Origin of the sequence: Streptomyces sp. NPDC099050 (assembly GCF_044759865.1) — a bacterium.
GTDB lineage: Bacteria > Actinomycetota > Actinomycetes > Streptomycetales > Streptomycetaceae > Streptomyces.
In genome coordinates this window covers 25,965-39,357 of record NZ_JBIWAE010000026.1, presented here as the reverse complement: position 1 = coordinate 39,357, position 13,393 = coordinate 25,965, and the positions used below count along the sequence as shown (strand labels likewise).

Here is a 13,393-nt window from a genome sequence, read left to right as displayed (position 1 = left end):
CCATGTTCCGTACCGCCCTGCGCAACGTGCTCGCGCACAAGGCCCGGCTGCTGATGACGGTGCTCGCCGTCGTCCTCGGCGTCGCCTTCGTCTCCGGCACGCTCGTCTTCACCGACACCGTCGGCAAGGCGATGTCGAACCAGTCCGCCAAGAGCTTCGACGGCGTCGCCGTCTCGGTCACCTCCCACGGCGCCTCCCGCAACGGCGAGGGCGTCAAGGAGGGCGAGCCGGGCATCAGCCAGAAGACCCTCGACAAGGTCAAGGCCCTCGGCGGCGTCGACAGCGCCTCCGGCCGCGTGAGCGGCTTCGCCGCCGTGGGCGACCAGGACGGCAAACTGATCGGCACCGGCTGGGCCAACACCGGCGCCAACTTCGTCCCCCTCAAGGACGGCAAGGACCCCCGCTACGCCTTCACCGAGGGCAACGGCCCGGCCAAGGCCGGCGAGATCGCCCTCGACAAGGAGACGGCCAAGCGCGGCGCGTACAAGGTGGGCGACAAGGTCCGGGTGGCCGACAACGGCCCGGCCAAGGAGTACGCGCTCACCGGCGTCTTCACCACCGAGGACGGCGCGGTCAACGCGGGCGGCTCGCTCGTCCTGTTCGACACCCCGACCGCCCAGCAGCTCTACCTGGAGCCCGGCTTCTACGACGAGCTCGCGGTCAGCGCCAAGGCCGGCACCTCCGCCGACCAGCTGCTCACCGAGATCAAGCCGCTGGTCGGCAAGGACGTCACCGCGGAGACCGGCGCGGAGCTCGCCGCCAAGCAGGCCAAGGACATCGAGGCCGGCATGGGCAGCATGAACCAGATGCTGCTGACCTTCGCGCTGATCTCGCTCTTCGTCGGCATCTTCCTGATCTACAACACCTTCACCATGCTGGTCGCCCAGCGCACCAAGGAACTGGCCCTGCTGCGCGCCGTCGGCGCCAACCGCGGCCAGGTCAAGCGCTCGGTCCTGGCCGAGGCCCTGGTCGTCGGCGTGATCTCCTCCGCCATCGGCCTGATCGCCGGCGTCGGGCTCGCCGTCGGCATGCGCTCCGCGATGGGCGCCTTCGACGTGAAGATCCCGGCCGGTCCGCTGGTCGTCGCCCCCGTGACCGTCCTCGCCGCGATCGTCATCGGCGTCGTCGTCACGATGCTCGCCGCCTGGCTGCCCGCGCGCCGCACCGCCAAGATCTCCCCGGTCGCCGCCATGGGCAGCGCCCACCTGCCGGCCTCCTCGAAGTCCCTGGTGCTGCGCAACAGCATCGGCGGCGCCGTCACCCTGCTCGGCCTGCTCGCCATCCTCGGCGGCGCGATCGCCGGCAAGGACGGCAGGGTGCTCATCGGCGCCGGTGCCTTCTTCACGATGATCGGCATCATCGTCCTGCTGCCGGCCCTCTCCCGCCCGGTCATCGCGGCGGTCCGCCCGCTGCTGGAGAAGGCCTTCGGCGTCGCCGGCAAGCTGGCCGCGCAGAACGCGGTCCGCAACCCGCGCCGCACCGCCGTCACCGCCGCTTCGCTGGCCATCGGCCTGACCCTGGTCACCGCCCTGTCCGTGCTCGGCATCACGATGGGCAAGGCCATCGACCGGATGACGACGGACAACCTCAAGGCCGACTACACGGTCTCCATGGGCGAGAGCTTCGGCAGCCTGGACGCCTCCGTGATCCCGGCCCTGGAGAAGGCCCCGGGCGTCAAGGCGGTCTCCCCGCAGCAGGCCGGCGACTTCCGGGTCGGCGACGGCGACTCCTACCGCTCCGTCTCCGGGGTCAACCCGGCGACCATCGGGCAGCTCCTCAACTTCGACGTGGTCAGCGGGCAGCTGACGAGCCTCACCAAGGGCGAGGTGGCGGTCGCCGACAAGACCGCGAAGGAGGCGGGCCTGTCGGTCGGCTCCACCCTGAAGGTCACCTTCGCGGACAACAAGAAGGCGAACCTGAAGGTCGGCGCGGTCTACAAGGACATGGAGGGCATGCTCTCCCCCTACGTGATCGACTCCCGGATCCTCGACCAGCACAGCGAGGAGCCCCACCTGCGCGAGGTCCTCGTCAAGATGGACGGCGGCCCCTCCGACAAGGCCGAGCAGGCCCTCGTCGACGCCCTCGGCAAGAACCCGGCGATCACCTTCGCCACCCAGCAGGACATCCGCAACGAGATGGGCGGCCTGATCAACACCGCCCTGAACATCATGTACGGCCTGCTCGCCATGGCGCTGATCATCTCGGTCCTCGGCGTCGTCAACACCCTGGCCATGTCCGTGTACGAGCGGACGCAGGAGATCGGCATGCTGCGGGCCATCGGCCTGGACCGCGGCCGGGTCAAGAACATGATCCGGCTGGAAGCCATCGTGATCTCGCTCTTCGGCGCGGTCATCGGCGTGGCGCTGGGCACCTTCATCGCCTGGGCCGTCGGCGAGACCATCAAGAGCTCGATCCCGAACTACGCCCTGGTGATCCCCTTCGACCGGATCGCGATCTTCATGCTGCTGGCCGGCATCGTCGGCGCCCTGGCGGCCATGTGGCCCGCCCGCAGCGCGGCCCGGCTGAACATGCTGACCGCGATCAAGACGGAGTAGCCGCGGCGGCCGCACCACCGCACCCGCCACACGGCCGCAGGGCCCCGCGACATCCCGTCGCGGGGCCCTGCGGCCGTTCCGCCGCCCGTACCGGGCTACGCGGGCCACTCCCGTGCGCGCAGCGGCATCCCGGAGGCCGACCGTCTCCCGGTGCGCACCGCGAGCACCTGGTTGACACCGAGCCGGTTGTGCTCGAAGGCGAGCGCCGAGGCGGCCATGTACAGCTGCCAGACCCGGGCCCGCCCGGGCGAGGTCAGCCGCTGCGCCTCCTCCCAGTGCTCCTCCAGCCGGGCCACCCAGGCCCGCAGGGTGAGCGCGTAGTGCTCGCGCAGCGCCTCCACGTCGCGGACCTCGAAGCCGGCCCGCTCCAGCTCGCCGACGGTGGTGCCCAGCGGGGACAGCTCGCCGTCGGGGAAGACGTAGGCGTCTATGAACGCGTCGATCCGGTAGGTCTCCTCGTCCGGTTCGGGACGCCGCGCGATCTGGTGGTTCAGCAGCCTCCCGCCCGGCCGCAGCAAGCCGTACAGGGTGTGGGCGTACGTGCGGTAGCGCTGGGCGCCGACGTGTTCGGCCATCCCGATGGAGGAGATGGCGTCGTACGGGCCGTCCTTGACGTCCCGGTAGTCCTGGACCCGGATCTCGACGAGGTCCGCCAGGCCCTCCTCGGCGACCCGCTTGCGGGCGTAGGCGGCCTGTTCGCGCGAGAGGGTGATCCCGGTGACCTTGGCCCCGTACTCCCGGGCGGCGTGCAGGGCCATCGAACCCCAGCCGCAGCCGACGTCCAGGAGCCGGTCCCCCGGGCCCAGGGCGAGCTTGCGGCAGACCAGGTCCAGCTTGTCCCGCTGGGCGTCCTCCAGGCTCCCGCCGGGGATCCAGTAGGCGCAGGAGTACACCATCGACGGGCCGAGCACCCGCTCGTAGAAGGTGTTGCCCACGTCGTAGTGGTGGCTGATGGCCCGCCGGTCGCTGCCCTTCGTGTGCCGGGGGCCGCCACGGCGGACGGCCTCCTCGGGCGGCGGGGCCGGCTTGGTCCACGGCCGCGCCAGGGCCACGAGGCTCCGTACGGCGGCCCGGGCGCGCGGATCGCGCAGCAGGGCGGCGGGCCCGGTGTCCTTGGCGGCGGCCGGCTCGGGAGCCGGCTCGCGGTCCCGTTCCCAGAGCAGCCCGCCGACCCGGTCCAGCAGCTCGAACAGGTCCCCGTCGACGGTGAGGTCCCCGGCCACCCAGGCGCGGGCCAGGCCGAGCTCGCCGGGCTTCCACAGGATCCGGCGCAGGGCGCGCCGGTTGTTCAGGACCAGGATGGGACCGCCGAGCGGACCGGCCTCGCTGCCGTCCCAGGCCCTGATCCGGACGGGGAGCGGGGCTCCCATCAGGGTTTCGGCTAAAGCGGCCAGCCGCGGCGCGGCGTCGTTCATGCGGGATCCTCCAACAAGCACCGGCGAGCTCGACAAGTTCCGACCGCACGGCATACCCGGATCCGGTCCCGAATATGCCGAAGGGGCCGCCCGCACCACGGATGGCGGGCGGCCCCTTCGGGACACGCTGGGTCGTACTGGTCGCGCTGGTCGCACCCGTCGCACTCGTCGTACGGGTGCTGCCGGGACCCTACGGGGTCAGGAGGCCTTGGCCTTCTCGGCCGGGGCCACGACGGCGGCCGGAGCCGGCGCCGGCTTGGCGGCCTCGTAGAACTCCTCGCGGGGGCTCTCCAGGGCACCGAGGGAGACGACCTCGCGCTTGAGGAACATCGCGAGGGTCCAGTCGGCGAAGACGCGGATCTTGCGGTTCCAGGTCGGCATGGCCATGCCGTGGTAGCCACGGTGCATGTACCAGGCGAGCCGGCCCTTGAGCTTGATCTTCATCTTGCCCATGACGATCATCGCCACGCCCTTGTGGAGGCCGAGGCCCGCCACCGCACCCTTGTTGGAGTGCGAGTACTCGGCCTGCGGGAAGCCCCGCATGCCCGAGATGACGTTGTCGCCGAGGACCTTGGCCTGGCGCAGCGCGTGCTGGGCGTTCGGCGGGCACCAGGCGTTCTCCACGCCGGCCTTGCGGGCGGCGAGGTCGGGCACCTGGGCGTTGTCGCCGGCGGTCCAGATGTAGTCCGTGCCCTTGACCTGGAGGGTCGGCTCGGCGTCCACGTGGCCGCGGGGGCCCAGCGGCAGGCCGTAGCGGGCCAGCACCGGGTTGGGCTTGACGCCGGCGGTCCACACGAGGGTGTTGGAGTCGACCTCGAGGCCGTTCTTCAGCACCACGTGGCCGTCCACGCAGGAGTCCATGGAGGTGTTCAGGTAGATCTCGATGCCGCGCGACTCGAGGTGCTCCTTGCCCCAGGTGCCGAGCTTGGGCCCGACCTCGGGAAGGATCTTGTCGGCCGCGTCGACCAGGATGAAGCGCATGTCCTCGCGCTTGATGCTGGAGTAGTACTTCACGGCGTCGCGGGCCATGTCCTCGACCTCGCCGATCGTCTCGGCACCGGCGAAGCCGCCGCCGACGAAGACGAAGGTGAGGGCCTTGCGGCGGACGTTCTCGTCCGTCGTGGACTCGGCCTTGTCGAGCTGCTCGAGTACGTGGTTGCGCAGGCCGATGCCCTCTTCCACGCCCTTCATGCCGATGCCCTGTTCGGCGAGGCCGGGGATCGGGAAGGTGCGGGAGACGGCGCCGAGCGCGATCACCAGGTAGTCGAAGGGCAGCTCGTACGCCTCGCCGACCAGCGGCGTGACGACGGCGACCTTGCGGTCCTGGTCGATGTTCGTGACCCGGCCGGTGAGGACCTCAGCCTTCGGAAGCACGCGTCGCAGCGGTACGACGACGTGCCGAGGCGAGATGCTGCCTGCGGCCACTTCGGGGAGGAAGGGCTGGTAGGTCATGTACGAGCGCGGGTCGACGACCGTGACGGTCGCCTCGCCGTAACGCATCTTCTTCATGATGCGCTTGGCTGCGTACAGGCCTACGTACCCACCTCCTACAACGAGGATCCTGGGACGCTCCGTGGTGCTCATGGAACGAGTATCCAGCACCCCCAGGGGTGACGCTCGTGAGCCCCTTCACAAGGACCTTGGGACCCTCTGCTACACTCCGCCGCCCACGTGACCGAGGTCATGGCGCGAAGCGGGAACCAGGGTGTAACGGGAGTCGTTGAACACCAGTCCTGAACTGGCCTCCAAGCCCTCAAGCGGAGTAGACCACCGCCTTCGTGGATACCTACCGCCAGAGGTGCGCGAGGTCCGGCAATCGCACGAACGCGAGCAAAAAGAAGGCCCAGGAGGCTCCGGACTCACCCAAAAGGCTCCTCCAGGGCCCTCACAGGCACCTTTTCCTTGTGAAGAACTTCACGAAGTTCATGTGGACGACGGGACCTAAGACCTCCGAACGGCCCCCCGGGACCGCTGTCGACCCCGATGCGACCCCGATGTTGACCCCGATGCCGACCCGATGCCGCCCCTGCTGTTGACCCTCGACCTGGTCGAGGGACCAGGGTTCGGGGCGTGGAGAACGAGATGCGCAGTATCGGCGAGACGGCCCTCGACAGCGGGCTGAGCGTGAGTGCCCTGCGGTTCTACGACGGGGCCGGCGTGCTGGTTCCCGTCCGGGTGGATCCGGCGAGCGGGTACCGCTGGTACGGGCCCGAGCAGGTCGAGGAGGCCCGGCTGCTGGCCCGGCTCCGGCGGACCGGCATGCCCCTGGCGGACATCCGGCTCGTGCTGGCCGGCTGGGCCGGCGCGGACACCGATCTGGTCCGCGGGCTGCTCCGGGCGCACCTGCTCCGACTCGAAGAGGGCCTGTCCGATGCCCGCACCGAGCTCTCCGCGATCCGCGCCCTACTCGACCGCAGGGAGAACCCCGTGAACACGACCGCCCACACCACCAGCCACACGACCGCCCACGCCGCCGCCGGCACCACCGCCCGGCTCACCGTCTCCGGGCCGGAGCTGGCCGCCGCACTGGACTCGGTCCGGTTCGCCGTCTCCGCCGATGCCGAGCTGCCGGTGCTCGGCGGCATCCTCTTCGACATCGAGGACGGGGCGCTGCGCGTCGTGGCCACCGACCGGTACCGGCTGGCCGTCGCCCGCGCCGGGGTCACCGGACACACCGGACCCCGCCTGCGGCTCCTCGTACCCGCCCCGCTCGCGGACGCGATGCGGGCGCTGCTGAGCGAGGACGGCCCCGTCCTGCTGACCGTGGACGGCGACCGCGTGACCCTGGAGACGCGGGCGGCGGACCGCCAGGCGGCCGGCCGCTGCCTGGGCCACGAGTTCCCCGATTACCGCCGTCTGGTCAGCCTGCCCGCGGGGCGCCGGGTCCTGGTCGACGTACCGGCCTTCCGCGAGACGCTGGAGAACGGTCCCGTCCGCCCGGCCGTGCGCGAGCAGGACGGCGCGACCGGCGAGCTCAGCGTGCTCAGGGTGACCGGCGAGGGAGCGCTGTCCCTCGCCGGTGACGGCGACGACGCCGCCGACGACCCGGCCGACGTCGGCGTGAACCGCGCGTTCCTGCTGGACGCGCTCGCCGCCGGAGCCCGGGACCGGCTGATCCTGGAGCTCGGCGCCCCCAAGGCCCCCGTGGCGATCCGCCGCCCCGACGACGAGGAGTCCTTCTCGCTCCTGATGCCGGTCCGGCTGGACGGGTAGCCGTCCCGGACGTGACGGTGCCCCCGGCGGGATCCGCCGGGGGCACCGTGGCGTGCGTTTCGAACGGGCCGTCAGGCGATGGACCAGGCGATTCCGTCGAGGATGTCGTGCTCCGAGACGACGACCTCCGTGGCGCCGATCCGCTCCATGATCGCCAGCAGGACCAGGGCGCCCGCGCCGATCACGTCGACCCGCCCCGGGTGCATCACCGGGATGGCCGCGCGCTCGGCGTGCGTCAGCGTCAGCATCCGCTCGCTGATCTCGCGGACCGTCCCGTACGGGATCCGGGAGTGGTGGATCCGCGCCGAGTCGTACGCCTCCAGGCCCAGCGCGATCGCGGCGACCGTGTTCACCGAACCGGCCAGGCCCACCAGGGTGCGCGCCTCGGCCAGCGGGACCGTCTCGGCGGCCAGGTCCAGGGCCGCCTCGATGTCGGCCCGTATCGCGGCGATCTGCTCCGCGGTCGGCGGGTCGGTGACGACCCCGTCCACCGTCAGGTGGCGCTCGGTCATCCGGACACAGCCCACGTCGACGGAGCGGGCCGCCCGGACGCGCTCGGCGCCGACCACGAACTCCGTGGAGCCGCCGCCGATGTCCACCACCAGGAAGGGCCGCTCCAGATCGGTGCGGCCGGCCAGCTCACCGGTGGCGCCGGTGAAGGAGAACTCGGCCTCCTGGTCCCCGCTGATCACCTCGGGCTCGACGCCCAGGATGTCCAGGACGCCCCGGACGAACTCGTCGCGGTTCTCGGCGTCCCGGGAGGCCGAGGTCGCCACGAAGCGCACCCGCTCGGCGCCGAGTTCCTTGATGACCGCCGCGTAGTCGCGGCACGCCGCGAAGGTGCGCTCCAGCGCCTCCGGGGCCAGCCGGCCGGTCTTGTCGACGCCCTGGCCGAGCCGGACGACGGTCATCCGGCGGTCCAGGTCGGTCAACTCGCCGGTGGCCCGGTCGAGGTCCGCGACGAGGAGCCGGATGGAGTTCGTACCGCAGTCGACGGCCGCGACCCGGGTCACGCGCCCGCCTCCGCGTCCGCGGCGTTCTCCGCGCGCCCGTCGGCCTTCTTCTCTCCGCACGGGGTGACGCAGGCGCCCTTGGCCCACCACTCGGGCAGCATCGCCAGGGCCTCGTCGCCGAACGGGTTCACGCCCGGGCCCGCGGCCAGGGAGTGGCCGACCAGCACGTGCAGGCACTTCACCCGGTCCGGCATGCCGCCGGCGCTCGGGAAGCCCTGGAGCACCTCGATGGCGTCGCGGCGGGTGATGTAGTCCTCGTGCGCGGCCCGGTAGGCCGCGGCCAGCTCCGGATCCACGGCGAGGCGGGCCTGCATCTCCTTCATCACGCCGTTGGCCTCCAGCGTGCCGATCGCACCGGCGGCCCGCGGGCAGGTCAAGTAGTACAGCGTCGGGAAGGGGGTGCCGTCGGGGAGCCGCGGGGCGGTCTCCACCACGTCCGGCTGCCCGCAGGGGCAGCGGTGCGCGATGGCTCGGAGCCCGCGCGGGGGGCGGCCGAGCTGCTGTTCGAACGCCTCGATGTCGGCGGCGGTCGGCTCGGTCCGGTCGGTCTGGGGCGGGGGCGTCTGCATGCCTGGAGGAAGTCTTTTCGTTCTCGTGGATGGGTGGGACTCAGTCGCCCGGGCGGTCGGCCTTGTCGACGCCGTCCCAGACGTTGGAGTACCAGGGCCGGTCGGTGGCGGCCTGTCCGCCGCGGCGCTGCTCTGCCGCGGCGGCTCCGGGGTCGGTCATGATGTAGCTGACCTCGCCCGGCCGGACGAAGTGCAGGTGCTTGCGCGCCTGCTGCTCGGCGTACGCGTTGTCCTGCCAGCGGGCCTTCTCGTCGCGCAGCCGTTCCAGCCGGTCCCGCGCGGAGACGGCCTCCTTCTGCTGCTTCGCGATCTCCGAGCGCTGGGAGACGTACTGGCGCATCGGATACGCGAGGGCGACGACCAGGGTACAGAGGACGAGGACGAGCAGGGCGGCCCGGCCCGTGAGCCGGCTGCGGCGGACCTGTCGGCGGGACTGCGAGCGGTACACGTGTGCCGCGGTCCGCTCACCGAGCTGCTTGAGCCTGGTCGCGGTCGAGAACGTGGCGAACCGGTCCCGGTTCCCGGCCATTGATCCGCCTCCCCTATATGCGCACGACGCACTACGTCCCCGCACACGGTACGGGACCGAGTGCGGGGACGTAGGGAGGCTTGCGCCCCTAAGGACCGATCAGGGTGTTCAGCCCTTGAAGCGCGGGAAGGCGCTGCGGCCCGCGTACACCGCGGCGTCGTCGAGGATCTCCTCGATGCGCAGCAGCTGGTTGTACTTGGCGACGCGGTCCGAGCGGGCCGGGGCGCCGGTCTTGATCTGGCCGCAGTTCACGGCGACCGCGAGGTCGGCGATCGTGACGTCCTCGGTCTCACCGGAACGGTGCGACATCATGCACTTGAAACCGTTGCGCTGGGCCATCTCGACGGCGTCCAGGGTCTCGGTCAGCGAACCGATCTGGTTCACCTTGACGAGCAGGGCGTTCGCCGAGCCCTCTTCGATGCCGCGGGCGAGACGCTCGGGGTTGGTGACGAAGAGGTCGTCGCCGACGATCTGGACCTTGGAGCCCAGGCGGTCGGTGAGGGTCTTCCAGCCGGCCCAGTCGTCCTCGAACAGCGGGTCCTCGATGGAGACCAGCGGGTACGCCTCGACGAGCTCGGCGTAGTAGTCGGTCATCTCGGCGGCCGAGCGGGACTTGCCCTCGAACTCGTAGTTGCCGTCCTTGTAGAACTCGGACGCGGCGACGTCGAGCGCGAGCGCGATCTGGGTGCCCGGGACGTAGCCGGCCTGCTTGATGGCCTCGACGATGAGGTCCAGCGCGGCGCGGTTCGACTCCAGGTTCGGCGCGAAGCCGCCCTCGTCGCCAAGACCGGTGGAGAGGCCCTTGGTGTGCAGGACCTTCTTGAGCGTGTGGTAGACCTCGGCACCCCAGCGAAGGGCCTCGGAGAAGGACTCCGCGCCGATCGGGGCGATCATGAATTCCTGGATGTCGACGTTGGAGTCGGCGTGCGACCCACCGTTCAGGATGTTCATCATCGGAACGGGCAGCAGGTGCGCGTTCGGACCGCCGAGGTAGCGGAACAGCGGGAGGTCCGAGGCCTCGGACGCGGCGTGCGCGACGGCGAGGGAGACGCCCAGGATGGCGTTGGCGCCGAGGGAGGCCTTGTTCTCGGTGGCGTCCAGGTCGATCATCGCCTGGTCGATCAGGCGCTGCTCGGTGGCGTCGTAGCCGACGAGCTCCGGGCCGAGCTGCTCGATGACGGCGAGGACGGCCTTCTCGACGCCCTTGCCCATGTAGCGGTTGGGGTCACCGTCGCGGAGCTCTACGGCTTCGAACGCTCCGGTGGAGGCGCCGGACGGGACTGCAGCACGGCCGGTGCTGCCATCGTCGAGGCCCACCTCGACCTCGACCGTGGGATTGCCTCGGGAGTCCAGGATTTCCCGGGCTACGACGACGTCGATGGACGGCACGAGCATCTCCTTCTGGGATGTGACGCTGGGTGTGCGGTGGCGTGTCAGGCCGTGGGATGGCCTTGCCGCTTAGAGCCTAACCGCCTCCGGGCACTCGGCCAGCCGACCGCCCGGGGGCTGGGACGAAAAAGGGCCTGAATGCCCCTCTTACAGGACATAGGACCCTTGATCATCTGCGTTCCGGAGGCTCCGTCAGGCGGAGAACATCCGCACACAGCACCGCCCGGCGCGAAGGGGGTTGCGCGCCGGGCGGTGGAATCTCTGGTGGAACTACGCGGTGGAACTACTGCGCGTCGCGAAAGCGGCCGCGAGCGTTCTCACGGTTTTCAGCTGAGGTTCAGCTTCTGACCCGGGTAGATCAGGTCGGCGTCCGACAGGATCTCCTTGTTGAGGTCGAAGAGCTTCTCCCAGCCGCCGGACACCTTGTTCGCGTCGGCGATCGCGCCCAGCGTGTCGCCGGACTTGACCTCGTAAGAGCCGTTGCCCGTCTTGGGGGCTTCGGTCTTCGGCGCGGCGGCCGGACGCTCGGAGCGCGTGGTCGGAGCCTCGACGCGCTTGGTCTCCTTCTTCGGAGCCTCGGCCTTCGGCTTCGGCGCAGCCGGCTTCGGCTGGGTCTTCGGCTTGGAGGGGGTGGTCGTCCCCGAGCCGCCGCCGGTGTAGGAGGAGTTCGACAGGCCGACGCCGCAGGACGGCCAGGCGCCCTTGCCCTGGCCCTTGAGGACCTTTTCGGCGATGGCTATCTGCTGCGACTTGGAGGCCTGGTTGGCCTGCGCGGCGTACGCCTTGCCACCGAACGCGGCCCAGGTGGACGACGAGAACTGCAGGCCGCCGTAGTAGCCGTTGCCCGTGTTGATGGACCAGTTGCCGCCCGACTCGCACGAGGCGACGCGGTCCCACTCGGCGCCGGTCGCGGCGGAGGCGGTGCCCGCGGCCATCAGCGGCGCGGCCACGGCCACACCGGCGACACCGGCGAGCGTGACGATGCGGACGGCCTTGGAGCCACGACGGTGCTTGCCCTTGCCCGAAAGCAGCATGGAGTTCTCCTCACCGACGCCTACGAGGTGAGCTGTCGGGTTCGGGCGAGTGAGTGCCCGGCCGAGCGACCTAGCGCTTGGCTTAACCCCTAGCCGGCGATGTGACCGTCTCTCAACGGCCGCGACCGGCGCCTACCTTGGTTCCCCCGCTCCTGCCTTCGGCGCTTTACGCGACGAGTGTTCCCTCCGTCCGCCGGCAGGATTCGGCGATGCGGTCGAAGGAGCCCGCGGTGGCGAGCGATTCAGAAGGTAGACAGGTCTCCCCCCGATGTTCAACGAGGGACATCGGGGGGAATCGGTGCCTACTTGCGCTCCCCGGAAGGGCGTTTGCGCAGGTGAGGGCGGGGTTTGCGGAACGCTCCGGGCCGGACACGCCAGTTGACCTGAAGAGACACATGTCTCACTTACAGAAAACGGACAATCAGCTGGTTCCGGGCGCCTTAAGTGCCCTTATTGATGCGTTAGATCCAGATTCTGACCGGGCTTGATCAGGTCCGCATCGCCGCCGATGACCTGCTCGTTGGCCTCGTAGAGGCCCTTCCAGCCACCCTTCACTCCGTTGGCGTCCGCGATCGCGATGAGGCTGTCGCCCGCCTTCACGGTGTACGTGGGGTCCGACGCGGCATCAGGCGCGGCGGACGTCTCGAGCGCGGCCGGGCCGCGGTGCTTGCCGCCGCCCTCGGTCGCGCCGGGGGTCGCGCCGGGGGTCGCCGGCGCGCTCGGAGCGGTGGAGGCGCCGGGTGCGGCCGGAGTCGTCGGGGCCGTGGGATCAATCGGGTTGGCCGGATTTGCCGGGTTCGCGGAATTCCCCGGGTTGGTCGGGTTGGTCGGGTTCGCCGGGTTCGTGGCGTCCCCCGGGTTGGACGGGGAGACGGGAGCCGTCGGGCCCACCGGCGCGGTGGGGTCCGCGGACGGCGGCGCCGTCGGGTCCACCGGAGCGGTCGGATCGACGGGATTGACCGGGCCCACCGGGGCGGTGGGGTCCACCGGGCCCGTGGGAGGCGTCGGGCTCGTGGGAGGCGTCGGGTCGCCCGGGAGCCCCGGGGGCGTCTCCAGGTCCGGCGCGGGCATGACGGGCAGTTCGCCGGGCACGCCGATCGGATAGCCGGGCTGCGTCGAGGCCGACGGGGCCTCGGGCGCCGGGGTCTTCGGCGTAGGGGCCCCGAAGTCCGTGGACGGCTTGCCCGAGCCGGTGTGGGGCACGGTGTCGTCCGGACGGGACGGGGCCGGGGTGACGGATCCGGAACCGCCGGGCAGGCCCGGGTCCACCACGGCGGCGGGCCCGTCCTGGGTCAGACCGGCCCGCACTCCGCACAGCGGCCACGCCTGGGGGCCCTGGGAAGCCAGCACCCGTTCGGCGACCGCGATCTGCTGGGAGCGGCTGGCCAGGTCGGCGCGCTCGGCGAAGTCGAGCCCGCCGGCCTGCTTCCACTGCTCCTGGGTGAACTGCAGCCCGCCGTACGCGCCGCCGCCGAAGTTGGCACTCCACGTGCCGCCGCTCTCGCACTCGGCGACCTTGTCCCATGTGGAGGTCTCCGCCGCGCTCGCGCCCGTGGCGGCGAGCAGCGGCAGGGCGAGCGCGGTGCCGGTGACTCCGGCGGTGACGACAAGTGCGGGCACTTGTCGGGGGCGTCTGTGGCGGCCGTTCCCGGAACGCATGAGGCTGCACCTTTCGC

The 13,393-nt window shown here is 71.1% G+C and carries 10 protein-coding genes and 1 riboswitch; of the genes, 2 read left to right on the top strand and 8 right to left on the bottom strand.

All coding sequences use genetic code 11. The features are described 5' to 3' along the window. Positions 1–2: 2 nt before the first annotated feature. Positions 3–2,555 carry an ABC transporter permease gene (locus ACIQV3_RS33190; RefSeq protein ID WP_403718918.1) on the top strand — a complete coding sequence of 851 codons (2,553 nt, stop codon included), beginning with the start codon at positions 3–5 and terminating at the stop codon, positions 2,553–2,555. Between the two features lie 95 nt (positions 2,556–2,650). Here ACIQV3_RS33190 and ACIQV3_RS33185 read toward each other — a convergent pair whose 3' ends face one another. After that, a complete protein-coding gene (locus tag ACIQV3_RS33185; RefSeq protein ID WP_403718915.1) occupies positions 2,651–3,970 on the bottom strand; it encodes a class I SAM-dependent methyltransferase in 1,320 nt (439 codons plus the stop codon). Between the two features lie 198 nt (positions 3,971–4,168). Beyond that, positions 4,169–5,554, bottom strand: coding sequence for an NAD(P)/FAD-dependent oxidoreductase (locus ACIQV3_RS33180; protein WP_403718913.1), 1,386 nt, complete (start codon positions 5,552–5,554; stop codon positions 4,169–4,171). 498 nt (positions 5,555–6,052) lie between these two features. Between ACIQV3_RS33180 and ACIQV3_RS33175 the strand changes: the two genes are divergently transcribed. Then, positions 6,053–7,183 carry a MerR family transcriptional regulator gene (locus tag ACIQV3_RS33175; RefSeq protein WP_403718911.1) on the top strand — a complete coding sequence of 377 codons (1,131 nt, stop codon included), beginning with the start codon at positions 6,053–6,055 and terminating at the stop codon, positions 7,181–7,183. Positions 7,184–7,254: 71 nt separating this feature from the next. Here the strand turns inward: ACIQV3_RS33175 and ACIQV3_RS33170 are convergent, their stop codons facing one another. From ACIQV3_RS33170 to ACIQV3_RS33145, 6 genes are all read right to left on the bottom strand, one after another. After that, on the bottom strand, positions 7,255–8,196 hold the full coding sequence (locus ACIQV3_RS33170; protein WP_403718909.1) for an exopolyphosphatase: 942 nt from the start codon (positions 8,194–8,196) through the stop codon (positions 7,255–7,257). Next, a complete protein-coding gene (locus ACIQV3_RS33165) occupies positions 8,193–8,765 on the bottom strand; it encodes a DUF501 domain-containing protein (RefSeq protein ID WP_403718907.1) in 573 nt (190 codons plus the stop codon). The genes ACIQV3_RS33170 and ACIQV3_RS33165 overlap by 4 nt, the downstream gene beginning before the upstream one ends. Before the next feature lie 40 nt (positions 8,766–8,805). Then, on the bottom strand, positions 8,806–9,294 hold the full coding sequence (locus ACIQV3_RS33160; protein ID WP_403718905.1) for a septum formation initiator family protein: 489 nt from the start codon (positions 9,292–9,294) through the stop codon (positions 8,806–8,808). A gap of 108 nt (positions 9,295–9,402) precedes the next feature. Then, on the bottom strand, positions 9,403–10,689 hold the full coding sequence (eno, locus tag ACIQV3_RS33155; protein WP_403718904.1) for a phosphopyruvate hydratase: 1,287 nt from the start codon (positions 10,687–10,689) through the stop codon (positions 9,403–9,405). Positions 10,690–11,009: 320 nt separating this feature from the next. Beyond that, positions 11,010–11,717, bottom strand: coding sequence for a transglycosylase family protein (locus tag ACIQV3_RS33150; protein ID WP_403718902.1), 708 nt, complete (start codon positions 11,715–11,717; stop codon positions 11,010–11,012). 2 nt (positions 11,718–11,719) lie between these two features. After that, positions 11,720–11,891, bottom strand: a riboswitch (cyclic di-AMP (ydaO/yuaA leader). A 276-nt stretch (positions 11,892–12,167) separates the two neighbouring features. Further along, the gene (locus ACIQV3_RS33145) at positions 12,168–13,337 is read right to left on the bottom strand and encodes a transglycosylase family protein (RefSeq protein WP_403718898.1); all 1,170 of its coding nucleotides are present in this window, start codon (positions 13,335–13,337) and stop codon (positions 12,168–12,170) included. Between the last annotated feature and the right edge of the window lie 56 nt (positions 13,338–13,393).

What these genes read in the sequence shown, in the direction of transcription:
- ACIQV3_RS33160 (WP_403718905.1), bottom strand. Translation starts at nt 9,294, where the DNA reads ATGGCCGGGAACCGGGACCGGTTCGCCACGTTCTCGACCGCGACCAGG.
- ACIQV3_RS33150 (WP_403718902.1), bottom strand. Translation starts at nt 11,717, where the DNA reads ATGCTGCTTTCGGGCAAGGGCAAGCACCGTCGTGGCTCCAAGGCCGTC.
- ACIQV3_RS33165 (WP_403718907.1), bottom strand. Translation starts at nt 8,765, where the DNA reads ATGCAGACGCCCCCGCCCCAGACCGACCGGACCGAGCCGACCGCCGCC.
- ACIQV3_RS33180 (WP_403718913.1), bottom strand. Translation starts at nt 5,554, where the DNA reads ATGAGCACCACGGAGCGTCCCAGGATCCTCGTTGTAGGAGGTGGGTAC.
- ACIQV3_RS33185 (WP_403718915.1), bottom strand. Translation starts at nt 3,970, where the DNA reads ATGAACGACGCCGCGCCGCGGCTGGCCGCTTTAGCCGAAACCCTGATG.
- ACIQV3_RS33175 (WP_403718911.1), top strand. Translation starts at nt 6,053, where the DNA reads ATGCGCAGTATCGGCGAGACGGCCCTCGACAGCGGGCTGAGCGTGAGT.
- ACIQV3_RS33190 (WP_403718918.1), top strand. Translation starts at nt 3, where the DNA reads ATGTTCCGTACCGCCCTGCGCAACGTGCTCGCGCACAAGGCCCGGCTG.
- eno (WP_403718904.1), bottom strand. Translation starts at nt 10,689, where the DNA reads ATGCTCGTGCCGTCCATCGACGTCGTCGTAGCCCGGGAAATCCTGGAC.